Here is a 25,105-nt window from a genome sequence, read left to right as displayed (position 1 = left end):
GCGGCTCAGTTCAGACTGCGCAGCTGAATCGCATCCGAATTGAATTCTGCCAGCACGTCAGAGATCACCACCACCTTGTCGCCGGCTTCGAAGCCCTCTTTTTCCCGCAGAATACTCAGCGCCCGCTGCAGCGTCTTCTCCGGTTCGCTGGAAAAATCCATACGATAGGAAATCACCGCACGGTTGAGGACCAGCCGTCGCCGGGTCTGGGAGTGGTTGGAAAAGGCAAAGATGGGCACCGTCTGGGGACGCGCATTGGTCACCAGATCGGCAGTGATGCCGCGCCGGGTGATCACCACGATGCCGGCAGCCTTGATGTCTTCGGCAAGGGTCACGGCATTGTTGGCAATGTGCTGCTTGTCTGAGCTGGGCACCAGATCTTTCTCATAGCCCAGTCCGGGCCAGGGCTCGGTGTGCCGCGCGATGGCGTCCAGCTGCTCGACACAGCGGATCGGATAGGCGCCGACGCTGGTTTCACCGGAGAGCATCACCGCGTCCACCCCTTCATAGATCGCGTTAGCCACATCCGTGACCTCGGCGCGGGTTGGAATGGGATTCTCGATCATGGATTCGAGCAGATGGGTGGCGACGATGCTGCGTTTGCCGGCTTCCGCTGCGGCATGCACGATGCGCCGCTGCACGTTCGGCAGGTCGGCGATATCGGTCTCGATACCGAGGTCGCCCCGTGCCACCATCACACCATCTGCGGCAGCCACGATGCGGTGGACGTTGCGCACCCCTTCCTGATCTTCGATTTTGGCGATCACCCGGACATTCTTGGATTTGGCCCCCATGAGCTCACGCAGCTCGTGGATGTCCTCCTCCGAACGCACGAAGGACAGGGCAATGAAATCGACGTCATTCTCCAGACCGAACGCAATATCGAGCCGGTCTTTCGGGGTGATCGCCGGCAGATTGACCCGGACCCCGGGCAGATTGACGTGGCGCCGGCTGCCCAGGGTGCCGCCGTCGAGGACCCGGCACACCAGCTGCTCGCCCTGCTTTTCCAGCACTTCGAAATTGATGAGGCCGTTGTCTACGGTGAGCCGGTTGCCCACCTCGAGGACCTTCACCAGATCCTGATAATTCACGTGGATCGAGCTCTTCTCCACATCGCCCGGACGCACCGACACGGTGACCACCTGGCCGGTCTTGAGGTTCATCGGCTCGCTCATCTCACCTGTGCGGATCTCGGGACCCTGGGTGTCGAGCAGCACCGCTGCCGGATAGGGCACCTTGCGGTTGATGGTGCGGATCCAGTTGATGATTTCCTGGGCGCCTTTGTGGTCTGCATGCGACATGTTCAGCCGCACCACGTTCATACCGGCCAGGGTCAGGGCTTCGAGCTGTTCATAGCTCGCCGTGGCAGGGCCGATGGTGCAGATGATCTTGGTGCGTCGCACCCAGGCAGGTCGGGTCAACTCGTCTCTCTCAGGACTGCTATCGCGGCGCAGTCTAGGGAGCCTCTGATCAAGTAGCAACGTCCCAGAACGCCTGGAGTCGTCCGGGGACGTCCCGGGCGCGGAGGACCTCGGGCTGCCAGTGCACGGGGAAAAAGTTCCGGTAGTCGGCCTGCCGGAAGCGTGGATCGATCAGACACAGCACCCCGCGATCCCCGGGACCGCGCAACAGCCGACCGGCCATCTGTACGATCTTGGTCATCGCGGGCTGCTGGTAGGCGATGCGGCGCCCATCACTGCCCTTTTTCCCGGTTCCAGACACCGCCTTTCCGATTTCCACCTTCTCGAAATAGGCGGCAGCAGCCTCACGCTGAACGGTAACCGGCGGCAGACCCACACCGATACAGATCACGCCTGCCAGCGGCGCGTGGCTGAAGTCCACGGACTCCCCGAATACCCCTCCCAGCACCACGATGCCAATCCGGGTCGCAGGAGCAGGCAGGAAGGCGGCGACAAAATCCCTGCGCTCGGTGTCGGCCATACCTCGACGCTGAATATCGAGCGGCAGCTCCGGGTGGCGCTCCCTGAGACGGGCAGCGAAAGCATCCAGATACTCGAAGGAAGGCAGTGCAATCAGATAGTTGCCCGGCTGCGCCTGGTAGATGGCTGCTGCGAGATCGGCGATCGGGGTCAGCGTTTTCGCTCTTTCGCGATAGAACACCGGCAGGTCGTCGACAATGAGGGTCGCCAGTTGTCCGGCGTGGAAGCCGCTGGCCACCCTTTCTGCCGCCGTGTCCGCATGACCGTGCAGTGCCTGAAACAGCGGCAGCGGGGTGAGGGTACCTGAAAACCGGATGTGCGCACCGTAGCCATCGAGGACCTGGCGCAGGTAGGTGGAAGGGTCCAGGCAGGAAAGCGTCACGCAGACCGCATGGCCGTCAGCACTTGCGAAGTAGCTGAAGGCGCCGGGCACCCGCCAGGATTCGGAGCGGACCCAGCGCGACAGCTCGAAGACCAGCATCCGGGTGGCTGGAAAGGCTTCCAGTTCGAAGATTTCTTCGCCGAGCGCCTGCATCACCCGGGCAATTGCTCTGAGCAGCGCACCCGGCTCGTCGATCTGTGTTTCGCCTGCCAGTGCCAGGGATCTGCGCAGCGCCAGCAGGGCCCGATCGAGTCCGCGCAGGCGACGGGCGATCGCCTCCGGCGGTGACTCCTGCAGTGCTGCCCGGACCCGGCTCCGCTCGAGGCGCAGCGACAGCATGTCCCGGACCCGATCTGCCAGCTGATGACTCTCATCGATGAGAATCCCCAGATCCCGCGCCTGGGCGAAACGCTGCAGCCGTACGATCGGATCCAGCAGGTAGTTGTAGTCACCGATGATCACGTCCGCCCAGAGGGCGGCATCGAGTGAGAGTTCGAAGGGACAGGTCCGGTGCTCGTGGGCCACCCTGGCGACCGTCTCCGGATCCATGACCGGCTCGCGCAGCAGCGCGCGCACCGCAGCATGGATGCGGTCGTAATAACCGCGCGCGTACTCGCAGCGTTCTGCAGCGCAGGGCATGCCGGGCACCGGGCAGGCTTTTTCCTTCGCGATCAGCTCGATGTGACGCAGACGCTGATCCGCTTCAGCGAGATCCGTACAGGCATTGCGGGCGGCGATGGCGCCGGTGGAGCGGCTTGTCAGAAAGAACAGCTGGCCGATGGCCCCTTCTGCCAGCACCTTGAGCGCCGGAAACAGCAGTCCCATGGTCTTGCCACCACCCGTCGGGGCTTCGAGCAGCAGACGCTCGTCGTTGCGCAGCGCCTGATAGGCGCGCTGCGCCATGGCCCGCTGGTGCGGCCGGAAGCCGTCGTAAGGAAACGTCCGGTCACCGAGCCACTGATTCCGGCGGGATACATAGGCAGCCTGATCGGTCAGCCAGGTTTCGTAGAAGGACAGGGTCTGCGCCAGAAACTCCGCGAGTGACCGGGGATTCTCCAGGCGTTCGAAGTCGACACTCTCGCCGCTGTCCGGATGACAGTAACGCAGACGCAGACGCCAGGCTTGCGCATCCCGCTCTCTTGCGAGCAGTGCCGCATAGAGCCGCAGCTGTGCCCAGTGGGCACTGCCCAGGTATGCTTCGGCATCTGCCCCCTGAGCCCGGGTCGCCTTGATCTCCTCGACCAGGCACTCCGCACCACCCCGGTATGCGCCGTCACAACCATCCACCCGCCCGCTGACGGTCAGCTCACCACAGGCCAGTTCGAAGCGGGCCTCCACCGGGACCTCGCGCTCATAGCTCTCCCCCCGGTTGCGCTGGGCAAGCCGCTGCGCGGCGATACCCTCCTCGCCAGTCACCCGGCCCCGCAGGGGGGGATAGAGGTCGCCGCGCTGATGCACGAACTCCGCCAGTCGGCGAACGGCAACACGGTGGGTCAGAGGTGGAATTTCAGCACCCTCGCCGGCAGCCCCAGCCGATCCAGCGTCTCGAACCAGATCCGCTGTCCGGGCTGCAGCTGGTCGGTCGGGCCCTTCACTTCCACGAACTCGAACTGGCCGGGGCCATAGATCACCAGCAGATCGGGGAAGCCACGGCGGGCCCGGTTGAGATTTGCAATCACATAGCGGGCAAGATCGAGTAGCTGAGAATGCGGCAGACAGTCGATCACCGCCTGCAGGACCGATGCATCGAAGCTCGACCAGTTCACCAGCCTGTTAGCGATACCCGCCTTGGACCTGTAGGTTCGGGTCAACACGTCTCTCAGTCCGCCCGGCGCGTCGAGCTGAGCCTGCCGCAGCGCCAGTTCATCCTGGCGCACTCTGCAGAAATCCTCGCTCATCAGATCCAGCGGACCGAACTGAAAGGGATTCACAAAGGCACCCGCAACCGGCGCGAAAACCACCGTCCAGTAGGCGAGGCCCGCAAGACCCAGGGGAAACTGGTTTTCCAGATGCCAGACCAGACCGCCACTGGCGCTCAACAGTCCCGCTGCATGGTCTTCGATAGACCGATCACCCTGACCCTGCAGGGGGATCCGCATCTGCTCGATGCGGTGCCGGCCGCGTGCTGTGGAGCCCGCCTGCCGCCTGTGCACAAAGTCTTCCTCTTCCGCCGCCCTGGGGGAGTCCGCAATTCTGGCGAGCAGCGCTGCAACACCGGTTTCATCACCGAGCCGCTCCAGGATGCGCACCCGGCGCTCCCGCGCCGGTGGCAGCCGAGCGCGGCCATAGCAGCACAGGGCCTCATCCAGTGCCCCTTCCCGCTCATAGCGGTAGCCGAGACGATACAGCGCTCTGTCCCGATGGCGGACTTCGAGACGGTTGTGCGCTGGCGCCCACAGCGCCCGCGACAGCCAGCGGTCGAGGCCGGCGACCTCTTCTACCCTGTGCGTAAGAAGACGCAACCGGCGCAGCGACAGATAGCGTTCCAGCGACGCGCGATCGCTGAACATCCGCAGCCCGGGATCGAGGGAATAGGATTCGAATTGCAGTACACCGAGGTCCTGCAACACGAAGGTGGACGTATCCTGCTGTTCAGAACCGAAGAACAGCAGCTGACAGAGTTTGATGTGCGCAAAGTCGGCGATGCCGATCCAGGGATACTGGCCGGCGATAACCGAGCGGATGCGGGTGTCGGCACAGCGCGCCACACACGCCCGGATCCAGACCGCTTTCGTGGCGCGCGGCAGCTGGGGAAACAGCCGCGCCCGCTCCGCCTGGGTCAGCAGACCGAGCAGCACATCGGCAGGCGCGGCGCCGTTGACCCGCACCAGACCGGCGGCCTGCAGTTCCGCAATGGCCTCGTCCGGATCCGCAATCTCAGCGTAGCGGAGCTTGTCGATGCGTACCCAGGGCCGGCTCCGGCTGAGCAGGCGCGCATACAGGCGCTGAGCAGGCACTGTCGCGAGCTGCAGCGCCCGCAGATAGCGATGCTCCGGTGCGGACAGCAGATCGCTGTGCGCAGTCAGGACGTGGCCGACCAGAGTGCGCAGATTCGCCGCGTAATAATCGGCGGGTGGAGGCTGATTGGCTGCCAGTTGAGGCACAAACGAGCTGGTACGGCTGTTGCGAAGAAGCCCCGATTATAGGAGCGTCTGTATATATGTACAGTACAGCGCGAGCGCGACCCCCGCCGGCGGGATGGGTCGGCCGGTCGATGAATGGCACAATGCCCGGCCCGGGTATCTGGACCAGTGACGATGACCACCATCCACCCCTACTGCCTCGCCGCGCCGGTTGCCGCAAGGGCGCTGAAGAACCTGCTCGAAGGGGAAGGACGCGGGACCTACCGGGATACCCATCCCTGGCTCGTCGCCCGGGAGATGTTTCTCGACGCCGGGACTGCCGGAGAGCGGGTCGCCGTGCTGTTTGCCGTATCCGAGCACCTGACCTTCTCGCACTGGGCCTTCGTCGAAACGCTGGAGGTGATCGAGCTGCACCGGGCGACCTGGGAAACGGCACTCGGTTTCAGTCCACTGCAGCCGGTGAATCCGATCTGGGAACCGCTGGACGCTCTGCTGCTGAGACCGACAGCCGAACAGCTGAGGCGGGAAAAGTTAGAAGGGATACACCAGCACCGTTACGCTCTCAACAACGGTGAGCTGCATCCCTATGCAATCTGCGAAACACCGGCTTTCATTCTCAACCACCCATGACACAAAGCCGTCGGGACCGACGGGGGCATGAGCGGATGGATCGAATTCGGGGAGAGTGATTCAGGCCGAGCGAACGTCTTTCGACGGGCTTTCTGCTGCTGCGTGTTCCCGCACAGACTCCCCTGCCTGCGCTTTGGGCGCCGCAGCAGGAGTCCCGTGAATGCGCAGCCACACTTCCTTGCGGTGTACCGCTGACTCCTTTGGTGCATCAATTCCAAGATGCACTTGGCTACCGCGAATCTTGAGCACTTTCAGCTCAATCTCATTGTCGATCATGATCGATTCGCCAGCACGCCGGGTCAACACCAGCATTCAATTTTCCTCGCAGTCCGTTTCTGCCGGTCAATCTATCCAGTTCCCGGACCGGGTTCTGTGAAGTTCATGTAACTTCTTGACACTGCGGGCGCGAATCGGCGGATAAAACGAGAACGGGTGCACATTCCTGTTGCGACTGCCCGATTTAAAGGGCGGGTCGTCGACCACTCAGTCCGAGGCATCAGCCTCTTCGGTTACGGATTTCGGCAGCGGCCGTCGCACCTGGGCACCCAGTTCGCGAAATTGTTCCACCTGGCGGACCAGATTGCCTTTACCGCGCACCACCTTGCCGTAAGCGGCCTCCCAGGATTTTTCCACGGTTTTCAGCTGCCGGCCCATCACATCGAGATCTTCGACCAGACCCCGGAGCTTGTCGTAAAGGGCACCCGCCCGCTGCGCAATCTCCTGGGCATTACGATTCTGCTTTTCGTAGCGCCAGACATTGTGAATGATCCGCAGTGTCATCATCAGGGTGGTGGGGCTGACGATCACGATGCGCTGCCGGAAGGCTTCACTGAACAGCCCGGCATCCGCTTCCATCACCAGGGTGAACGCCGCTTCAATCGGTATGAAGAGCAGCACGAAGTCCAGCGACCGGACATCGTCCAGATGCGCGTAATCCTGATCCGCCAGACGACGCACATGACTCCTGACACTGGCCACGTGCTGCTTCAATCCGCTGTCCCGATCGGCCTCACCTGCGGCGCTCAGCGCGCGTTCGTAGGCGATGAGTGAGACCTTGGCATCGATCACCACATCCTTGTCGTCCGGCAGGCGGATCAGCACATCCGGACGTTTCAGATCCCCCGCGTCCGTGCGCCGGGTTTCCTGCAGAAAGTATTCATGCCCCGAGCGCAGGCCGGAATCTTCGAGGACCCGTTCGAGCACCAGCTCGCCCCAGTTGCCCTGCAGCTTCACATCCCCTTTCAGGGCTTTAGTGAGATTTCCGGCTTCGAGGTTGATCTTTTCTGATGCACGCTGGAGGTTGCGCACTTCGTTGAGCAGCGATGCGCGATCCCGCCCGTCGCTGTGATAGACCTCTTCCACCCGCTTGCGGAAATCGCCGATCTGCTCCCGGAAAGGCAGGAGTACCGAAGTGAGCTTCTCCTGATGACGTTCCCCCTGCTTTTCGAAGATCCGGTTTGCCAGCAGCTCGAACTCCTGCTTCAGGCTTGCACCGGAACTGCGCAGCAGCGCCTCCTTTTCGGCGAAGTTCCGGGCGGTCTCCTCCAGGCGGACCTGCAGCGCCGCCCGCTCAGTGCGATGGCCGACGATCTCTTCGGCCTGCTGATCTGCAATCACCCGTGCCCGGGCAAGCTCTGCCTCGAGCAGCTCGAGCCGCCCTTCCAGCCGGGTCTGATCGCGACCGTTCTGCGCGAGACGTTCGGACAGGAGCAGATTCTCCACCTCGAGGTTTCCCTCGATCTTCCTCCTCCGGAGCCGCCACAGAACCAGCATCAGGCATCCGAAAACCAGGGCGGTCAGTGCGCCACCGGCAAACCAGAGGAGTTGCGGTTGCAGGACCGGGAGCAGTTCCAGAAAGGTATCCGGGTTTGCGGTTGCAGCCATCAAACGGAAGTTCGCATTCGCAATTGAGGTGAGTGGTGATCCAGAGCTTAGTATGCTCCAATTCGCCATCAGCCAACACGGACCGCAACTTAAGCCTGGATGCTCGCGCAGGCCGCACCAAACATATTGATCGTCGACGACGACCCCGCTCACGGCGCCAGCGTCCGTGATCTGCTCGCCGCCCATCAGCACTCCGCTGTCTGTACCACGGACAACCATGCCGTGCTCGAGCGTCTGGCCGAGCATGACTACAGTGTGCTCATACTCGATCTGAACATGCCCGGGGTTACCGGCGTCGATATCCTCGAAACGCTGCAGCGCACCCGCCACAATGTCAAAACCATCGTCCTGTCCGGAGAGAAAAGCCTGAGTACCGTGACACCCATTCTGAGACTGGGTGCATACGACTATCTGGCCAAACCCTTCGAACCACAGCAGCTGCTGACGAGTGTGGAAAACGCGCTGGGGCGGAGCCGGCTCGAACAGGAAAACATGGCGCTGGCGCAGCAGGCACAGGCAGACAATCTCCTGCATCAGTTCCTGATCAACGCTTCTCCGGACCTCATCTACATGCTCGATGAGAAAGGACGCTTCAGCTTTCTCAATGAAAAGATCGACGATCTTTTTGATGTGTCGCGTGAGGACGTGCTGGGGGAACCCTGGCAGAACCTGGTGGGGTTCCCACTCTCAGATCAGCTGCGCTTCCGCTTTGACGAGCGGCGTACGGGCAAGCGCGCCACCCGCAACTACGAGTTCGATTTCACTGCACCCTCCGGCAGGCGACGGATATTCGAATTTTCTGCGTCCGGCCTCTATGAGAAACGGCAGGCGTCAGAGACGGGCCGGCATTCCGGCACTTACGGTGTCCTGCGCGATGTCACCGAAGCCCGCCGCACGGCCCGGGATCTGGTGCTCAGCCAGCAGAAGTTTTACGGGCTGTTCATGGAATCCCCGGACGCGGTCTTCATCTCGCGTCTGGACGATGGCCGGCTCATCGAGGGCAACGACAAATTCCGCGATATCAAGGTCAGTCTGGGCGCGAGTTCATCGGACTACGACACGGTGATCTTTTCGGACGATCCCCAGCGGGCTGCGTTCGTGGACGCCCTGAGCCGCAGCCCCAATCACCTGCAGTTCCACCTGGAGCGTGAGAGCGCCGGGGAAAGCCACTACTTCGAACTCAACGCCCGGCTGCTGGAGATCGACAACGAGTCCTGCATCCTGGCGACCCTGCGGGATCGCACCGCCGAAAGGCGGGCGGAACAGGACCGTCTGTATCTGCAGAGCCAGCTGCAGCAGGCGAGCAAAATGGAGGCCATCGGCCAGCTTGCCGGCGGGATCGCACACGACTTCAACAACATCCTCGCCAGCATCATCGGCTATGCGGAACTCGTGCAGAGTGCGCGCGCCCGGCTCGAGCCGCAGCAGATCGACAACTACCTCGGGGAAGTGGTGACCGCCGGTCATCGGGCCCGGGATCTGATCTCCCAGATGCTGACCTTCACCCGGGCCAATCGCGGAGAACCCCGGCCGGTGGATATCACCGAAGCCATCGCAGATGTCTCCCGCATGCTCCGTGCAGCCATTCCGACCACCATCGATATCCGCACCGAGTTCGCCACCGGGCTCGGCCCGGTACTGGCGGATCCGGTGCAGCTGCAGCAGATCATCATCAATCTCCTGATCAACGCGAGGGATGCCATCGAGGGCAACGGCAGCATTCACATCGATGTGCGGACCAGCGGCAGTCAGTCACCCTGCGCCTGCTGTGGCGAGCGTCTCGAGGGCGATCATCTGCTGATCAGCGTGCGGGACTCAGGGCACGGGATCGAACCCGAACTGCAGGCGAAGATCTTCGAGATGTACTTCACCACCCGGGAACACGGCAAAGGCACCGGCATCGGTCTGTGGCTGATCAACAATCTGGTCCACGAATATTCCGGTCACATCACCCTGCGTTCGAAAGTCGGGCTGGGTACCACCTTCAATGTGCATCTGCCACTGGCACCCGCTCCCGGATCCGAGGCGGAAAGGTCTCCCGAACCGGAACCGGTCGCACTCGAAGGACGCATCGTGGTGGTAGACGACGAAGTCTCAGTCAGCAGTTTCATCGGCGAAGTGCTGCGCGACCACGGCTACGATGTGGTGATATTCAATGAAAGCCCCAGCGCCCTGCGCTATCTCGAGACCAACATGGACGACATCGCCATGCTGCTCACCGATCAGGTGATGCCGATGCTGACCGGTCTCGATCTGTCGCAGCGGGTGCGAAAGATCAGAGCCGATCTGCCGATCATCCTGATCACGGCGTTCACGGAACACAAAGACGCCCGCCGTTTCGATGAGATCGGCATCAACCGCTTCCTGGCGAAACCTTTCCGGATCGACGAACTGCTGCGGGCAATTCGCGAGCTGTCGCTCCCTTCTGCGGCAAAAACTCAGTAGCCTGTTTTTTCCCGCTCTGCCACTGTGCCTTTCGCAGCGGCAAGCTGGGCGCCCGCCGCCCCGAGCATGAAGCCGGAATCGGTCCCCAGAGTGACGAAGTTGAAACCGGCCTGCAGATAGCGCTGGGTAAACGCCAGACTGCTGGTGTGTATGCCGGCCGCCACCCCATGTGCCCTGCAGCCATCCAGGATGCGCTGCACCACTTTCGCGTGTTCCGGATTGTCGTTATCACCCACGGGAGCCATGCCGAGGGCCAGGGCAAGATCCGAAGGCCCGACATAGACACCGTCCAGGCCCGGGGTGCTGAGGATCTCTTCGAGATTCGCAATACCGTCCCGGGTCTCAATCATCGCGATGCAGGCAAGTTCCGCGTTGGCTTCCTTTGCATAACCCCTGCCGCCATACAGGGCTGCCCGGATCGGTCCGAAGGAGCGATTGCCGTCCGGCGGGTAACGGCACGCGGCGACAGCCTGGGCGGCTTCCTCCCGGCTGTTGACCATCGGCACGATGACGCCATATGCGCCGGCATCCAGCGCTTTCATGATTTCATAGGGTTCGTTCCAGGGTACCCGCACTAAAGGGGTGGCCTGGGAGGTGGAGATGGCCGGCAGCATGTGGGTGAGATCCGTATAGTCAATGAGACCGTGCTGGAGGTCGACACACACCCAGTCGAAGCCCATCTGCGCGAGGCTTTCCGCACTGTAGGAATTGCCCATGGACAGCCAGCAGCCCACTGTGCCCTTTCCCGCCCGCCACGCGCGCAGCGCTGTATTTTCACGCATCCCCACTTCTCCGTACTCAATCTGCGGTGAGCCGGGAAGATACCACAGCAAGGCTGACACCTGATCGCACCCCATGCGAGAATGCCCGGCCATCCCCGATTCGACCGCGCACCTGGAAATCACTGCGAAATGACGAAAAGCGTAACCAGCACCGGAAGTCCTTCTGCTGTAAAAAAAACCGTGGTCGTGCAGCTGCCGGCACAGGCGAAAAGCCAGACGACCGCCGAACGTTACGCTCTCGAACTTGAGGCGCTGGCCCCGGTGGCCAGCATTGTGGAAGTCGAAGCGCCCTCTCCCGCCGCCTTTGGCGCTGCCGCTGCCCAGGCAGACGCCCTGATCACCTCCTGGGGAATTCAGATCGACGCTGACGTCATCAGCCGGCTCGAGCGGTGTGTGGTCATCGGTGTCGGCAGTGTCGGTGTCGATATGGTGGATGTGGAAGCGGCGACCGCTGCCGGTATCGTGGTGACCAACGTGCCCGATGTCTTCATCGAAGAAGTCGCCGATCATGCGCTCATGCTGCTGCTGGCTGCCGGCCGGCGAACCCGCATCATGGACACCATGGCCCGTAGCGGCGACTGGTATAAGGGTCGACCCCTGCTCAATCACGTGCCGCGCCTCATGGGCCAGACCCTCGGACTGCTCGCCTTCGGCAACGTCGCGCGCTGTACCGCAAAGCGCGCCCGGGGTTTCGGCCTGCAGGTGATCGCCCACGATCCCTACGTCAGCGAAATGGCGATCGGAGAAGCCGGTGTGGAACCTGTGTCATTCGATGAGCTGTTGCAGCGCAGCGATTATCTCTCCGTGCACGCCCCGTTGAACTCAGAGACCCGTCACCTGCTCGATGCACAGGCGTTTGCCCGGATGAAACCCGGCGCGGTCGTTGTGAACACGGCTCGCGGAGGCATCATCAACGAGGCAGATCTGATCGAAGCGCTGCGTTCGGGGCATCTTGGCGCCGCCGGTCTCGATGTCCTGGAGCAGGAACCCCCGGCACCGGACAATCCGCTGTTTTCGATGTCGAATGTTATCCTCACGCCGCATGTGGCCTCTGCAACCACGCGCATGCGTCCGGAAACCAGACGCCGGGTCGGCCGAGAGGTCGCGCTGGTGCTGCGGGGCCGCTGGCCAATGAGCTGCGTGAACCCCACTGTGCTGCCCCGCGTGGCACTGGAGCGATGGCAACCCTACCCGATGAACCGGGGGCCCAATCGCTGAGCACAGGCCGGATTACCGGTCTGTGCAGTGAACGCTGGAATCCGTTCCGCAGGTCAGGGCTCTTCAGGGCTGTAGAGCTGACTGAGTAAAAAACCAATGAAGGAAATCACCATGCGAAAAAGACTGATCCCGTTTCTTATCCTGCCCCTGCTCACGCTCAGTGGCTGGGCGTTTGCCGACATCAAGAGCGCCCTGGAAGCAGCCATCGCTGCAGAGATTCGAAGCGCAGACGAAAAAGCCCGGGACGACAACCGTAAACCGCTGGAAACCCTGACCTTCTTCCGCCTGAGGGAAGACATGCGGGTGCTGGAACTGCTGCCCGGCGGCGCCTGGTACACCAAGATTCTCGCACCGGTGCTCAAGGAGAAGGGCAAGCTCTACACCAGCATCGGCACCACCCGGGTCGCCGAACTGGTTGCCGATGGCACCCTCAGCGGGGTGGAGGTCATCGAGGCGAAGGGTGAGTTCAAGCGTGAGGAAGGCGGTCGCCGTTTCTATATCGACGGCCTCGACATCGGCGTGAAAGACCTGGATCTGGTGCTCACCTTCCGCAATCTGCACAACTTCACCGAGCGCGGCCGCAAGGACCTGAACGATCAGACTTTCAGGGCACTCAAATCCGGCGGTCTCTATGGTGTGGTGGACCACACCCGGCGCCACATGCAGGACGACTATTTCGAAAACTGGCGGCGTATGGATCCGGTGCAGATGATCAAGGAGATCGAAGCTGCCGGATTCGAATTCGTCGACTATTCCACCCTGCACTACATCCCGGACGACACCCTGGAATTCGAGGTCGGCCGCAAGACGGTGACCGGCAACACCGACCGCTTCACCCTGCTGTTCAGAAAGCCCTGATGCACGCCATCCCAGGGGGATGGTGAGTTGAAAGGATTGCACAACCCGTTCGGCCGACCGCCACTGCCCGCGGTCGCCGAACGGGCCTTCCGCTATGAACAGCTCACCGAGCTGACCCTGCCGGTTGCCTTCACCCTGCTCGAAGGCGGCATTGTCGGGGTGATTGCGGCGAAGATTTACCACGTCTCGCCCATGGTGCTGGCGGTGATCACCGCCGCACCCATGTTCGGCAATCTCTCCTCCTTTTTCTGGAGCCGTATTGCCAACGCCCGGGGTAAGGTGCGGGTGACCACCACAGTTCAGGTTCTGACCGTGCTGTGTGTGGTGGCCATTGCCCTCACACCCGTGAGCCAGACAGGCACAGCGCTGCTCGTGCTCGGTATGGTGCTCAGCCGTCTGCTCATCGCCGGCATAACGACGGTGCGCAGTGTGGTCTGGAGTCTGAACTACGCCCGTGCCGTGCGTGCCCGCACCACCGGGCGCCTGCAGATCATCACAAGCCTGGTCACGGTGGTGATCAGCTCCCTCGTCGGTCCCCTTCTCGATGCGGATCCCGGCAGTTTCCGCTGGGTGTATGGCGCCGGAGCCCTGTTCGGTGTGCTGGGTATCTGTTTTTTCAGCCGGGTGAATGTGATCGGCGAAGCCCGGCATCGGGTGCTCGAACGCAGATCCCAGCGCAATCCCACTGCCGGTGAGACCCTGGGATTCTTCACTATCCTGCGCAGAGACAGGAACTTCGCCCAGTATCAGATCTATCAGTTCATCGCCGGCTCGGGGAATATGATCATCGAGGCCCCGCTGGTGTATCTGGTGACACGGGAACTGGAAGCCAGCTACACCGCATCCATTGCGCTCACGATGGTCATCCCCTTCGCACTCAGTGTGGTGACGCTGCCGTTGTGGGCGAATTTCCTCGATCGGGTGCACGTGAATGAATTCCGTGCCAGACAGAGTGTGCTGTGGATCATTTCCCAGCTGCTGTTGTGGTTCGGAGCGTTCACCTCTTCACTGCTGTGGATCGCCGCGAGCCGTCTGGTGCTGGGTGTCGCCCGCGGTGGTGGCTCACTGGCCTGGCAGCTTGGTCACAACGACTTTGCGGAACCGAAAGCTCTGTCTGCCTACATGGGCATTCATGTCACCCTCACCGGCGTGCGCGGCGCCATCATGCCTTTCCTCGGCATGCTGCTGTATCTGGGTGCGGCAGGGCTCAACGATTCGATCCTGCCGGGAGAATCCGGCGGCATTGGCGATGGGCTCTTCCTGCTGGCAGCAGCCTTGAGTCTGATCTCCTGGTGGGGGTTCCGACGTCTGCACCTGCGTATGTCTGCTTGAGGCAGAACAGATCTGCCTCAGGCAGTAGAGGTCTGCCTGAGGCAATCGTAAAAGGCGCGAATCAGTCGTCCACCCCGGCTGTCCTCATCCAGGTTGAACTGCATCTGGTTCATCGCATAGCCGACACCGAGGCGGGCCTGTGGATCGGCAAATCCCGTGGATCCGCCTGCACCTGAGTGTCCAAAGGACTGCAGACCCGGTCCGAACATGGCGTCCGTGTTGAGGATGACGCCCGCACCGCGCCGCATGGGTCTCCCCAGCACCAGATCGGGCCGCTCCCCGACCTGCTGCCTGGTCAGCGCCGCCAGTGTCCGGCTGCTGAGGCCGACACTCCCGTCACCCTTCGCTGACAGACCGGCCGCTGCAGCGGCATAGATCCGTGCGATGCCCCGGGCGTTCGCCTGACCATTCGCCGCGGCGATCTCGGCACGCTGCCAGGCTGCGCTGGAGGCGTCCTGGTAGGGCCGTATCGTCGGATTCTGCAGCGCCACCGGATACAGTGCCGGCATCTTCATGTCCGCAAACTGCGCCATATCCGGCTGCTTTCGCGCTCTGTTCGGTCCGATCATCGGTGCGATCCGAGCAGTCCCGGACGCCGGCAGACCGAGGAAAAAGTCCGCACCCAGCGGTGCGCTGATGCACCGGGCAAGACGCCCGCCCAGACTTTCTCCGGTGATCCGCCGGCACAGTTCACCCGGCAGATAGCCCCAGGTCACCGCGTGATAGCCCGCATCGGTTCCCGGCTTCCAGTAAGGTGCCTGTTGCGCCAGCAATCCGACCATCCTGTCCCAGTCGAGCAGGTCAGAGACTGTGAGTGGCTGATCGACACCGCACAGCCCGCCCTGATGGGAAAGCAGCTGTGCCACAGTGAGTCCATCCCGCCCGGCCTTGAGTTCGGGCCAGTACTCGCGCACCGGATCGTCGAATCCGATCAGCCCCTCTTCCACCAGTGTGGCAAACGCCAGTGCAGCCACACCCTTGGTGGTGGAGTAGACGTTCACCAGGGTGTCGGACTGCCAGGGTTCCCGGCCAGCCGGGTCTTTATAACCACCCCACAGATCCACCAGCGGCTCAGAATCCCGGAACACGCAGAAGCTTGCACCAACTTCCACGTCGTCGACAAAATTCGCCTCAAACACCTCGCGCACCCGCTCAAAACCGGGTGCGACGAATCCGTGCACCGGATACATGATGTCGTTCAATGCCAGATACCCCACCGACGTTTGCTCAACCCGGGAGCATAGCGCCATCCAACCCGCGGGGGACACTGTCGATCGGGACCGCATGGGTCACGCCGATTGAAAGGCGCCAATGCCTTCAATCGGCCCGGGTTTGTGTCACATTTACGTCACACCAATGCCACACAATGCCTGCAAACGCATCCACTCGACGAAGGAGACTTTCATGAAATCCGTTCTCACCACAGCCCTGCTCGGGGTGCTGCTGCTGGCGGGCCCGGGCGCCCGTGCTGCCACCACTGATTCAGCGCTGATCGAGGCACTCACCACCGAACTGGCCGAACTGCGGGCCCGGCTGGAGCGCCTGGAAAACAACCGCAAGGTCCCGGAAGTGGCCTACCAGACACCGGCCACCGCCGTGCCGGCCGCCGGCGCGGGCTGGGAAGACCGGCTGCGCTGGAAGGGTGATTTCCGCTACCGCCACGAAACCTCAGATCCGGAATTCAGCAGCAAACGACATCGCCAGCGGATCCGCGCCCGTACTTCGCTGGAAGCGGATCTTTCCGACTCCCTGCGCGTCGGTTTCGGTCTGATAACCGGCGGCCAGAATCCGGTATCCGGCAACCAGACCCTGGGCGGCGGATTCTCGAGCAAGGATATCGCCCTCGATCTGTCTTATGTCACCTGGGAAACGCCCACCGACGGGCTGACCTGGACAGCGGGTAAATTCAGGAATCCGCTGCACCGTGCCGGCGACAACGGCCTGCTGTGGGACGGCGATCTGCGTCCGGAAGGCACCAATGTCACCTTCCAGCGCGGCGGTTTTTCTCTGACTGGTCTGGGCCTGTGGGCAAGCGAAAGCTCAGGCAAGGATATCTTCGTTCTGGGCGCCCAGGCGGGATTCGAAGTACCGCTGAGCGACACAACACGGTTCCTGATCGGTACCGGCTACTACGATCTGTCAGACACCAGAGGCAGACCGGTGCTGTTCGACGGCGATCCCAGGGGCAACAGTATCGATGCCGCCGGTAACTACCTGTACGGCTACGAAGAACTGGAGGTCTTCACCGAGCTGCATTTCGACATCGCCAACATGCCCACCGAGCTTTTCGCAAACTGGGTGCAGAACCTGGACGCGGACGACTACGACACCGGCTATGCAATCGGGGCCTCGATGCGATTCGGCAATGGTCGCCAGCCCTGGAAAGTGGGCTATACCTATCAGGATCTCGAAGCCGACGCAGTGCTCGCCCTGTTCACCGACTCGGACTTCATGGATGGCGGCACGGATGGTAAGGGCCACACCCTCAAACTCGGCTACATCCTGACCAGCAATGTCTCTCTCGGCGGTACCCTGTTCATCAATCAGCGCGGCGGCAACCTCGGCGAGGAGGAAGACTTCAATCGCGTGCTGTTCGACGTGCAGTTCAAGTACTGAGCCAGGTTTCACCCGACGTTTGATTTCGCCGGGGGAGGAGGCACAATGCCCCGGCACCGCCTCCTGCCCAGGTGTTGGAATTGGTAGACAAGCTGGATTTAGGTTCCAGTGTCGAAAGATGTGCGGGTTCGAGTCCCGCCCTGGGCACCACACCAATGTTTGGCTCTACCCCAGGCTCTACCCCAATGTTTACGTGGCCTGTAGGCCGATAGATTGCACGGAAGATTGCACGGTCAGGTCACCTACCCGGCTGCGGCAAGCGATGGGCTCAGCACCAAGTACGGCGCAGGATCCGCTCGATGTAGCTCACGCAGATCCTGCAGGCGCTGATGAAGCTCCACAGCCTTCGCTTGGACATCGCCGGCACCATTGGTCAGGTCGTTCATAAAGGTATGGATACGGAACATCGTGGTCGTCTCGGCCAGTGCCGGTGATGGGGCCGCTACGGTCTCAGCAGGGGGCTGGCGGTACTCCACAGGTATCCTTGTCACCGTCGCGATTGGCTCACCGCGCGATGTGACTTGCGCAGCCAGTGCGGCTTCCGTTCGTTGATGCTTTGCCTTCGCTCGGCTTACCCGGTTACGAAGGATGGACGCTGCACGGGCGCATGCGACGCAGTCACTGCTACAGACATAGCGTTCAAGTCCCTCCGGGCTGTTGTGCTCGGGGCTCGGCCTCTTGGTGTCAGCACGGTCGCTGAGTCGCGCTCTGAGCGGACTCTCTGCGTGGCTCTGCGTCGTACTTCGAGGCAGACACCACACTTGCGTGAGATTGGCTCTCATGGTTGAGAGTTCATTGAATGTGTTCCGTGGCGTTGGATGATCGATAGAGGCAGCTGCCCGGCCTCGTGAAGGTGATCTAGGTCTTCACGGGGGACAGCTACGTGTTGGCACATACTTCATCGGTGTGTCGCCACAGCGAGCCGAGTGTTGTGTTGGTGCCTCACGTAGAGGGCAGTTGCTTTGGAAACCGGCGAATGACTTCCGGTTAGAGAACGGTTAGACCGAAGGGCTTCTCACAGGGAACAGTACCTTGCGGCTATCGTCGGTGAAGTTCAGCTCCACATAGACGCCGTCTTCTTCGACGATGTTCGCGAATGGCTTAGCGGTGCGGTAGACAGCTTGGCTGAAGTTGGCCGGGGTGAGTACGGGGACGAGCGATGTGCTGCCGTTGGGCAGCTGGAGGATTGCTGTATAGGCCATGGGAATGGTTCCTAAGTAGCGGAGGTTTGTTGCCGCAGGGCGGCGGTTGGTTACATGCTCAGAGGAGCGGTGTTCGTGCGGTGTCTTGACCAGTAGTCGTTTGCGTTGCACCCTGAAGTCCTCGTTGAGGGAGGCCAGATGAGCATCAGGTTCGGCGTCGGTCAGCGGCTACGGGGCGGGCGTTTCTTAGGCGTCTCCACGGGAGTCAGTTCGAAAAGCGCAGGGCATATGGGCATCTTGCTCGTCGGCGGGTGCATCGCAGCTATCGCCTGGACGCTTGACTGGATGAAGGCGAACCCCGTGCTGGCTGTGATCATCGGTGGCTCGTTCTTCATCGGCCTTATCATCATGTACGCGCAGCGTGCCAGGGACAGGGCGCTCGCTGAAGAGGTGGGGGCAGTCCGCCCGTTGTGGGATCGCTTCCTGAAGTGCGTCGAGATGGTGAACCACGGTAAGACGACTGCAGGAAGAGTGAACAACGCACGCAAGGCTGTCGAACTGATTGAGCAGATGCAGCAGTTCCCGAAGGGCCTCGCGGCCTTCACTGGCGACATCGAGGAGCACAAGCAAACGCTTGTAGCGTTCGAGAGGGCGTATCCGTTCGTGGCGAAAGTGGACAAGGCGGACGAGTACGATTTCAAGGGGAACGAAAGTGGCGTTAAGAGGGTACTCGCAGAGGCGCTCTACCACGCGCAAAAGTGCGGGCTCACTGATGAAGAACTGTCGGTCATCGAGGCAACGAATGATGATGGCACTCCAGTCACGATTGGAGGAGTGCGAGATCGAGCAGTGGCCGCTGGCTGGATCGAACCCGCGTAGGAATCAGCATGCCCGATAGCACTGGTCGAATGAGCGAGCGCGGTTCTGCGTTCTATCAACTCTCGCTGCTGATCCTCAGCCTCTATGTCTTGGCCGTTCTCGTGGTCGAGACCTTCATCATCACAGATGAAGAGGTCAGCCGGTTGCTACAGTATGTAGATCTCGCCATCTGTGCGGTGTTCCTGTCGGACTTTTTCGTCAATCTCTACCGGGCGGAGAACAGATGGGGTTACCTCCGATGGGGCTGGATAGACTTCATCTCATCGATACCGGCAATCGACCCACTTAGGTGGGGCAGGATCACCAGGGTGGTCAGGATACTCCGCTACCTCCGGGCTGTTCGTTCCTTCCGGGTGTTGTATCGCGGAATCGTTGCGAGTCGATACGAGAGCCTTTCGCTGGTTATCGCTCTCATCGTGTTCTTCTCATACACCATCTGCAGTGCTTTGATCTTAGAGTTCGAGCGTGCTGTGCCGGGCTCCAACATTCAAACGGCGGAGGATGCTCTATGGTGGGCGTTCCTGACGATGATGAACGCTAAGCCATCGATCGATCAGACCGTAAGCGGTGGTGCGACTGCGGTTACTCTGGTTCTGAACAAGGTCGGGTTACTCACCTTCGCCTACGTCAACTCTATGATCATCGCATGGCTTGTCACCAAACCGGGGAGGGAGGCCTCTACCACCTCTTGAAGGTTTCGCAGTCCACCCGCTTGCTCAGGTTCTGGAACCCATCGTCATTAACCAGCTTAACGATGTCGATGACCTTTACGTTGACGCCACGGACACCCCGCTCCCGCACCAAATTGCAAACGTACTCCGCGAACCCAGTGCGATCCGAACCATCATCTACTACGCCTACCGCGAGCATCGTGTGGCTTATCCAGGTGGCGTCCTTTACCGTGGGTTCCTCGGAACTCTTCAGGTAGACCACGATGTCCTGTCGAGCGTCTGCGTAAAGTCGAGGACTAAGCAGCAAGGCGAGGACTAGTGTTCCGAGTGTTAGTTTCATCGTAGTCAGTCTCCGCAGTAAACTTCCATGACGGCGAATCATAGCGGATCTGGCGGCCTGAATGACTTGCTAGACCGCATGACGCAGTGTCTCAGCGACCGGCGGGGCCTCGCAGAATCATCGGTGTGGCAGCGGTGCATCCGGCTTGGTATCGTCGAGAACTTCATGAGGAGATTGAGGGGAACAACACCGTGCCACTACTCACCGTCGTCCGCTCTTTCAGGAAGTCATCCAAGCTAGCCAAGCTGCAACGGAAGATCCACCCGCCGGGTGGTTCGACTCGCGACCTTGCTGCGTCTCTTCATGATCAAGTCGTGTCTGGGAAGTCCAGCATCCGGGAGCAAGCACTCAGCGAGTACCTCGATCTCTGCGAGAGCGACCCCGGGGTGCAGGAAGTGATGCGGATGTACGAACTCTCCCGCGATGATCTCAAGGGTATCTACGTGCAGGCCTTGGCTGGTGGGCTTGGTCAATGGGTCAAGGGACACTTCGCGGCGCTCTCCACGATTGCGTAAGTGGAGCCACGACAGTACTACGTTGAGAGCACGCGTCGGGGCAAAGACATGCTGGAGTTGTACGGCGATCTGCTAATGTACTGGTCGGGTAGCATCCCGAGCGGGGCGCTGCTCGCATCACTGTGAGGGCAAGAACAACCACACTTGCACCGCGATAACCTCGGGACTAGGCTTCGAAGGTATTGCACGTCGAGGCTCTCACCATGCGATCCAAACTGATCACTATCATCTGCGCTCTCACCTTCTCAGGTGCTGTCACTGCAGCATACTTCCAGTACGAGAATCACGCTCACACTGAGTTCAATGCACCGTTGCTCGGGCATAGCGGAGGGTTGGATGCGAACGGCGGCCACAACTGCAGCGAGAAGTCGAAGCAGAAGGGTCTGTGCACTGGATACCACAAGCACCGGTAGTTTGGATTTGTTATGACCGCAACTTGAACGGGGTTAACCAACGATGAAGAAGTATCTATGCACCACCGCGCTGGCGTTGCTAGTCGCCCCCTCGGCGCTCGGGGAACCCCCAAGTGGAGTTCAGTCGGGTGTTCCCGCAAGAGCCGCGTCGGTAAAAGAAAAGTTCATGGAGTTTGATGCGCGAGTAGAAGCCAACACATCCGCCATCGAGGAGTTGAACGACACCGTATCGACACTAGGTGATGAAGTCGCCTGCGAAGTCCTATCTCTGGCCGGCTGGTGGACATTCTCACAAACTGACGGCAAGTACTCCTTGGTGTGCATCGCCTACATGGACGAAGCTGGTATCGCTGAAGCAGACGTTGCGGAGTGCACCGTGGCGGACCGAGGGTCTGACGACGATCACTACGTGGTTACCGACACGATCTTCACCGTGTCGCCCTCAATCTCGGCGGGCTCGTGGACAGCATCGGAAGAAGTCTATGGTTGTAGCGTGAGCATCAGCTTCACCGAATCTCGCGGGATCACAACCATGGAGGCCAACGTGGGGCGGCATGGGGACAGCCTCGCAGGCTGGGGCCGCTACCCTACCGGCGATCTGTTCGGTGTAACCGGTATCCGTACGTCGAAGAACCGGTAGGTCGGAGAGGTAGCCGAGTCCACTTCGAACATCGGTCATGCCGACTCGTCGCTCACTTCCGGCCCCCGCCAGATTCATTGGCATCGTCGATGCCTAACAGGGGAGCGAAGGCAGATTTCGTGAGGGTGGTCTCCCTGGACTGCTCACCGACAGGGCCGAGTGTCGATGAGGATATCTCTGCTATTCTAAATAAGCCCGCACACAGCATATGCCGTTGGCAAGGCCATTCTCGTGGACAAGCTGCAGATAGGACACGTCCAGCTTGAGCTTCTTGGTTCAAGTATCGTGATCTCGGATCACTCCGGGTCAGGATCCGGCCGAGTCATCCTCCCGGCTGACAGAATTCAGGAAGTCATCGAGTACCTCAACTATCAGGTCAACGGCAAGCTGGCTGAGCAGCGCCGCAGCTTCCGTCTGACTTTGGACCCGGGAGAAATCAACGCATGGATAACGGCAGGCTCACAGGAGGTTACCGCCACGCCTTTGGACATCAGCCTTGGCGGTGCCCTTCTGCAAGTTCCCACGAGCCACAATAAGCCGCTTGGACGTGGCGACACCTGCGTGGTCCGTCTCGATCTCGATGGCCGTGTCGCCGTACTGAACAGCGAAGTGGTGCGGGTCGGTGTTGGGCAGCTTGCGGTACGGTTCGTGGATTGCGACATCGATGGAAGCCTCGCACCGACCAGTGAGTTAATGCACCTGTACTCTGAGATGCAGCGGCGCTGGCTGGCTAAGCGCTTCAAGTCATAGGGTAACCGGGCAACGCGCCGACTCAGGTCTCATACAGGGCTGGATCACAGCAGATGTGCGAATCCGCCGGCAGAGTCGCAGCCCGACGGGCCAGCTCCAGGCGCCACTGCGGCGTGAACCCCAGTGCGGCTTCCACCGCCAGTATCGAGGGGTGTTCGGCGATGGCACCGGTCATCAGAGCGCGCGCTTTCCACCACCAGAAGCGCTGAAACTGAGGGCTCAGGGGTTCGGCCAGCCATCCGGTCGCGCGGGAATCACCCAGCCGCAGAGCGAGAACACCGGCGAGGACAGCATCGCCGAGCCCATGGATCTGCTCAGCGGCTTCTGTCGCCCTGGCCCGGTCACCGCTGCGCATGGCCAGTTCGAATCGGGATTGCTCCAGGCTCTTCTGACACATCCGTTGCTGCGTCCCTGAGCCCAGTGTTTTGAGGAGTTCATCCGCCCTGCGCATGAGCGCGGTCGCTTCCTCCAATTCATCTGCGAACACCAGCGGCCAGATCAGCAGCAGCAATGCATTGACAGCGTCCGGCGGGTACAGCGTTACGAGGGTACGGGCGGCTGCCACTGCGCCGGTGGCGTTGCCAAGCAGCAGGCGGCTTTCCGTCAGCATTTCCCAGCCGACCGAATCATAAGGTGCTGCCCTGGTCAGGTAGTGGAAATACGACTCCGCCTCCCGGTAGAGGCCTGACACCATCAGCAGCAGGCTGTAGGGCCAGCCGGTACCTCGCTCCGCCAGCGATCGGGCGATATCTTCGCCCAGGTCCAGATCCCCATCCCAGTAGACGGCCAGTAAACTGCGCACGAGCCTGGCATATCCCCGGCCGTTACCCTGTCCTTTGCTCTCGAGGATGGCGCGGGCTTCATCGATGCGATGCTGATCCCGGTCGATGGTTGCCATGCGCAGTAACAGGGAAGCCAGGTCCGCCCAGCCCCAGTACCATTCGGGATCCTGCTCCAGTACCTCGGTCAGCAGCCGGTGATGGGTGTCGTAGCTGCCATAGCTGTGAATGCTGAGCATGCGCAGAAACGCAGGGTACGCGGCGGGATTCGCTGGCACTGCGCGGGGTAGCAGGCTTTCACCCAGCACCCGGGCGATCGCTGCTGACATCTGCTGCTGCAGCTCGTAAGGGTCCTCGTGCTCACCGTGGAAGCGCTGCGACCAGCGCCGCTGCCTGGTTGCCAGATCGATGAGGTCGAGCGCAACGATCGTCTGCTTTCCTGAGACCTGCAGGAAACCATCGACGAGCAGGTCGGCACCTGCTGGCAGTTCAGCGCCTCTCAGCAGCGCGCCGGGTATGACATCGAAGCGCGGCCAGCGCGCAACCTGTCGTCGCAGATGCTCGGTCAATCCTTCCGCCAGCCAGCCGAGTTCCGCAGCTGGTGTGAGGTTGCGCAGGTTGGGGATGGCGATGATCTGCTGCCTGGCCACGCTGCGCTGTCCGCTTTCCGGAGGATTGGCCGGCGGCAGTCGCTCCACCAGCCCGGTCAGTCGATAGCCGCGCCGGGGAATGTTCTCGATGCACCCCTCGTCTGAGGGTGGATTGCCGAGCACATGACGAATCTGAGAGATGCGCTGATGAACGGAGCTCTCCTCTACTGGCCGGCCTTTCCAGGCGATTCGGATCAACTCAGCGATGGAGACGACGGTTCCTGAGCGTTCGAGGAGGCAGACCAGCACGTCCATGGCCTTGGGCGGTAAGGTTCGTACCTCATCGTCGCAGCTCAGCCGGTTGCGCTGCGGCTCGATGGTCCATGTTCCAATCCGGTAGACGGCCTCGGCAGGCATCGATCAGGCCCCACCCTTTCCAGGATCGAGCCTTCGAGTTTACGCCGCGCGCTGTCTCTGACAAGGCCAGGGCAGCGGCATGCCCTATTCCAGAGCATGCACTCCCGCAGCCGAGAAAGCCGGTCAGTCGTCCTGCTTCTTCGGCCGGTCCGGCAGGTCGACCTCGGATACAAAAATGCCGCTGGAAGCGCTCATGTTCTGCAGGCCGTAGCTCCGACCGGTGCCTGAGGAGCGGCCGCTGATGCCTTCGAGCCGCCCGGTACCACCGGTGATCACGGAATTCACCTCATAGGTGGACGTATTCGGATCCGCCCAGTGATAGCAGTACCAGCTGGGCCGGCTGTCATCGAGTTCGAGAAACACGAGATCACCGCTGCGGTAGCGGACGACCTGGGAGATCGAGAGGTAAAAGAGTGTGGCGCCAGAGGGCGTGCCGTACTCGTCGAAGTCGCAGTAGCTGACCCCGTCCCAATCCGCGATCTCGCCGGCGTTGCTGGCAGTAAAGCGGCCCAGGCATTTGTCCGTGCCTTCAGAGTATCCGCTCGAGCCGAGTATCCCGTTCATGTCCGAATCGATCTCGACGGACGCGACCCCCCATCCGGACGCGTCGCCCTTACAGGTGCGGGCTTCGGCCTGCGCACCGACCAGCATAAGAACGGCCGTTACAAATGTGATCAGAGTTCCTCGAGTCATCGCCCCTCCCATTGTCAGGCTGCTTCGTTATCGAGGATTCTAATGGCCTCCCTGTGCGGGGTTCTGACACCCCGCTAATGTGTCACTAATGAATCACTGACGATCA

Annotated in this window: 21 protein-coding genes, 1 tRNA gene and 1 pseudogene; 12 read left to right on the top strand and 11 right to left on the bottom strand. The window is 61.3% G+C overall.

Features of this window, described 5'->3' with window-relative positions; genetic code table 11:
- Window positions 1-5 precede the first annotated feature (5 nt).
- Genes pyk through R3E82_05190 form a run of 3 tightly spaced genes read right to left on the bottom strand, consistent with a single transcriptional unit; the run spans window position 6 to window position 5,426 of the window.
- Complete coding sequence (gene pyk, locus R3E82_05200; GenBank protein MEZ5550262.1) at window positions 6-1,421, bottom strand: pyruvate kinase; 1,416 nt, start codon at window positions 1,419-1,421, stop codon at window positions 6-8.
- A gap of 49 nt (window positions 1,422-1,470) precedes the next feature.
- On the bottom strand, window positions 1,471-3,780 hold the full coding sequence (locus R3E82_05195; GenBank protein MEZ5550261.1) for an ATP-dependent DNA helicase: 2,310 nt from the start codon (window positions 3,778-3,780) through the stop codon (window positions 1,471-1,473).
- A 35-nt stretch (window positions 3,781-3,815) separates the two neighbouring features.
- Complete coding sequence (locus R3E82_05190) at window positions 3,816-5,426, bottom strand: VRR-NUC domain-containing protein (protein MEZ5550260.1); 1,611 nt, start codon at window positions 5,424-5,426, stop codon at window positions 3,816-3,818.
- 153 nt (window positions 5,427-5,579) lie between these two features.
- On the opposite strand from R3E82_05190, the gene R3E82_05185 reads away from it, so the two are divergent.
- On the top strand, window positions 5,580-6,035 hold the full coding sequence (locus tag R3E82_05185) for a hypothetical protein (GenBank protein MEZ5550259.1): 456 nt from the start codon (window positions 5,580-5,582) through the stop codon (window positions 6,033-6,035).
- 159 nt (window positions 6,036-6,194) lie between these two features.
- Here R3E82_05185 and csrA read toward each other — a convergent pair.
- Together csrA and rmuC are read right to left on the bottom strand one after the other, a co-directional pair.
- A pseudogene (gene csrA, locus R3E82_05180) lies at window positions 6,195-6,347 on the bottom strand (carbon storage regulator CsrA).
- 171 nt (window positions 6,348-6,518) lie between these two features.
- The gene (gene rmuC / locus R3E82_05175) at window positions 6,519-7,919 is read right to left on the bottom strand and encodes a DNA recombination protein RmuC (GenBank protein ID MEZ5550258.1); all 1,401 of its coding nucleotides are present in this window, start codon (window positions 7,917-7,919) and stop codon (window positions 6,519-6,521) included.
- Window positions 7,920-8,018: 99 nt separating this feature from the next.
- Between rmuC and R3E82_05170 the strand changes: the two genes are divergently transcribed.
- Complete coding sequence (locus tag R3E82_05170) at window positions 8,019-10,364, top strand: response regulator (GenBank protein ID MEZ5550257.1); 2,346 nt, start codon at window positions 8,019-8,021, stop codon at window positions 10,362-10,364.
- Here R3E82_05170 and R3E82_05165 read toward each other — a convergent pair.
- Entirely contained in the window at window positions 10,358-11,146 is a 789-nt protein-coding gene (locus R3E82_05165) for an aldolase/citrate lyase family protein (GenBank protein MEZ5550256.1), read from the bottom strand. The two genes, R3E82_05170 and R3E82_05165, sit on opposite strands and share 7 nt — an antisense overlap.
- 129 nt (window positions 11,147-11,275) lie before the next feature.
- Here R3E82_05165 and R3E82_05160 point away from each other — a divergent pair, with 129 nt between their 5' ends.
- The 3 genes from R3E82_05160 to R3E82_05150 all read left to right on the top strand — a co-directional run bounded on the left by R3E82_05160 (window position 11,276) and on the right by R3E82_05150 (window position 14,554).
- Complete coding sequence (locus tag R3E82_05160; protein ID MEZ5550255.1) at window positions 11,276-12,364, top strand: C-terminal binding protein; 1,089 nt, start codon at window positions 11,276-11,278, stop codon at window positions 12,362-12,364.
- Window positions 12,365-12,475: 111 nt separating this feature from the next.
- Window positions 12,476-13,222, top strand: a complete 747-nt coding sequence (locus R3E82_05155; GenBank protein ID MEZ5550254.1) for a hypothetical protein — start codon at window positions 12,476-12,478, stop codon at window positions 13,220-13,222.
- A 27-nt stretch (window positions 13,223-13,249) separates the two neighbouring features.
- On the top strand, window positions 13,250-14,554 hold the full coding sequence (locus tag R3E82_05150; GenBank protein MEZ5550253.1) for an MFS transporter: 1,305 nt from the start codon (window positions 13,250-13,252) through the stop codon (window positions 14,552-14,554).
- Between the two features lie 17 nt (window positions 14,555-14,571).
- On the opposite strand, the gene R3E82_05145 is transcribed toward R3E82_05150, so the two are convergent.
- Window positions 14,572-15,771, bottom strand: coding sequence for a serine hydrolase domain-containing protein (locus R3E82_05145; protein MEZ5550252.1), 1,200 nt, complete (start codon window positions 15,769-15,771; stop codon window positions 14,572-14,574).
- Window positions 15,772-15,958: 187 nt separating this feature from the next.
- On the opposite strand from R3E82_05145, the gene R3E82_05140 reads away from it, so the two are divergent.
- Entirely contained in the window at window positions 15,959-17,170 is a 1,212-nt protein-coding gene (locus tag R3E82_05140; GenBank protein MEZ5550251.1) for a putative porin, read from the top strand.
- A 65-nt stretch (window positions 17,171-17,235) separates the two neighbouring features.
- Window positions 17,236-17,320 (top strand) — tRNA-Leu (locus R3E82_05135).
- An 848-nt stretch (window positions 17,321-18,168) separates the two neighbouring features.
- Here the strand turns inward: R3E82_05135 and R3E82_05130 are convergent.
- Window positions 18,169-18,372, bottom strand: a complete 204-nt coding sequence (locus tag R3E82_05130) for a hypothetical protein (GenBank protein MEZ5550250.1) — start codon at window positions 18,370-18,372, stop codon at window positions 18,169-18,171.
- Between the two features lie 138 nt (window positions 18,373-18,510).
- Here R3E82_05130 and R3E82_05125 point away from each other — a divergent pair, with 138 nt between their 5' ends.
- Together R3E82_05125 and R3E82_05120 are read left to right on the top strand one after the other, a co-directional pair.
- Window positions 18,511-19,191 (top strand): hypothetical protein, encoded by a 681-nt coding sequence (locus tag R3E82_05125; protein ID MEZ5550249.1) that lies wholly within the window; start codon window positions 18,511-18,513, stop codon window positions 19,189-19,191.
- Window positions 19,192-19,220: 29 nt separating this feature from the next.
- Window positions 19,221-19,883: an ion transporter gene (locus R3E82_05120; protein ID MEZ5550248.1), complete on the top strand. Its 663-nt coding sequence runs from the start codon at window positions 19,221-19,223 to the stop codon at window positions 19,881-19,883.
- On the opposite strand, the gene R3E82_05115 is transcribed toward R3E82_05120, so the two are convergent.
- Window positions 19,870-20,202, bottom strand: coding sequence for a hypothetical protein (locus R3E82_05115; GenBank protein ID MEZ5550247.1), 333 nt, complete (start codon window positions 20,200-20,202; stop codon window positions 19,870-19,872). The genes R3E82_05120 and R3E82_05115 overlap by 14 nt on opposite strands.
- A gap of 125 nt (window positions 20,203-20,327) precedes the next feature.
- On the opposite strand from R3E82_05115, the gene R3E82_05110 reads away from it, so the two are divergent.
- The 3 genes from R3E82_05110 to R3E82_05100 all read left to right on the top strand — a co-directional run bounded on the left by R3E82_05110 (window position 20,328) and on the right by R3E82_05100 (window position 22,520).
- Window positions 20,328-20,717, top strand: coding sequence for a hypothetical protein (locus R3E82_05110; protein MEZ5550246.1), 390 nt, complete (start codon window positions 20,328-20,330; stop codon window positions 20,715-20,717).
- Between the two features lie 456 nt (window positions 20,718-21,173).
- The gene (locus R3E82_05105; GenBank protein ID MEZ5550245.1) at window positions 21,174-21,770 is read left to right on the top strand and encodes a hypothetical protein; all 597 of its coding nucleotides are present in this window, start codon (window positions 21,174-21,176) and stop codon (window positions 21,768-21,770) included.
- 231 nt (window positions 21,771-22,001) lie between these two features.
- Entirely contained in the window at window positions 22,002-22,520 is a 519-nt protein-coding gene (locus tag R3E82_05100; protein MEZ5550244.1) for a PilZ domain-containing protein, read from the top strand.
- A gap of 22 nt (window positions 22,521-22,542) precedes the next feature.
- Here R3E82_05100 and R3E82_05095 read toward each other — a convergent pair whose 3' ends face one another.
- Both R3E82_05095 and R3E82_05090 read right to left on the bottom strand, forming a co-directional pair.
- Window positions 22,543-24,306: a winged helix-turn-helix domain-containing protein gene (locus tag R3E82_05095; GenBank protein MEZ5550243.1), complete on the bottom strand. Its 1,764-nt coding sequence runs from the start codon at window positions 24,304-24,306 to the stop codon at window positions 22,543-22,545.
- A gap of 123 nt (window positions 24,307-24,429) precedes the next feature.
- Complete coding sequence (locus R3E82_05090; GenBank protein ID MEZ5550242.1) at window positions 24,430-24,999, bottom strand: hypothetical protein; 570 nt, start codon at window positions 24,997-24,999, stop codon at window positions 24,430-24,432.
- Between the last annotated feature and the right edge of the window lie 106 nt (window positions 25,000-25,105).

The organism is Pseudomonadales bacterium (assembly GCA_041395945.1).
Taxonomy (GTDB): Bacteria; Pseudomonadota; Gammaproteobacteria; order Pseudomonadales; family Azotimanducaceae; genus SZUA-309.
The sequence above is the reverse complement of the archived record's forward strand: the minus strand, read 5'-3'. Positions and strand labels throughout refer to the sequence as shown.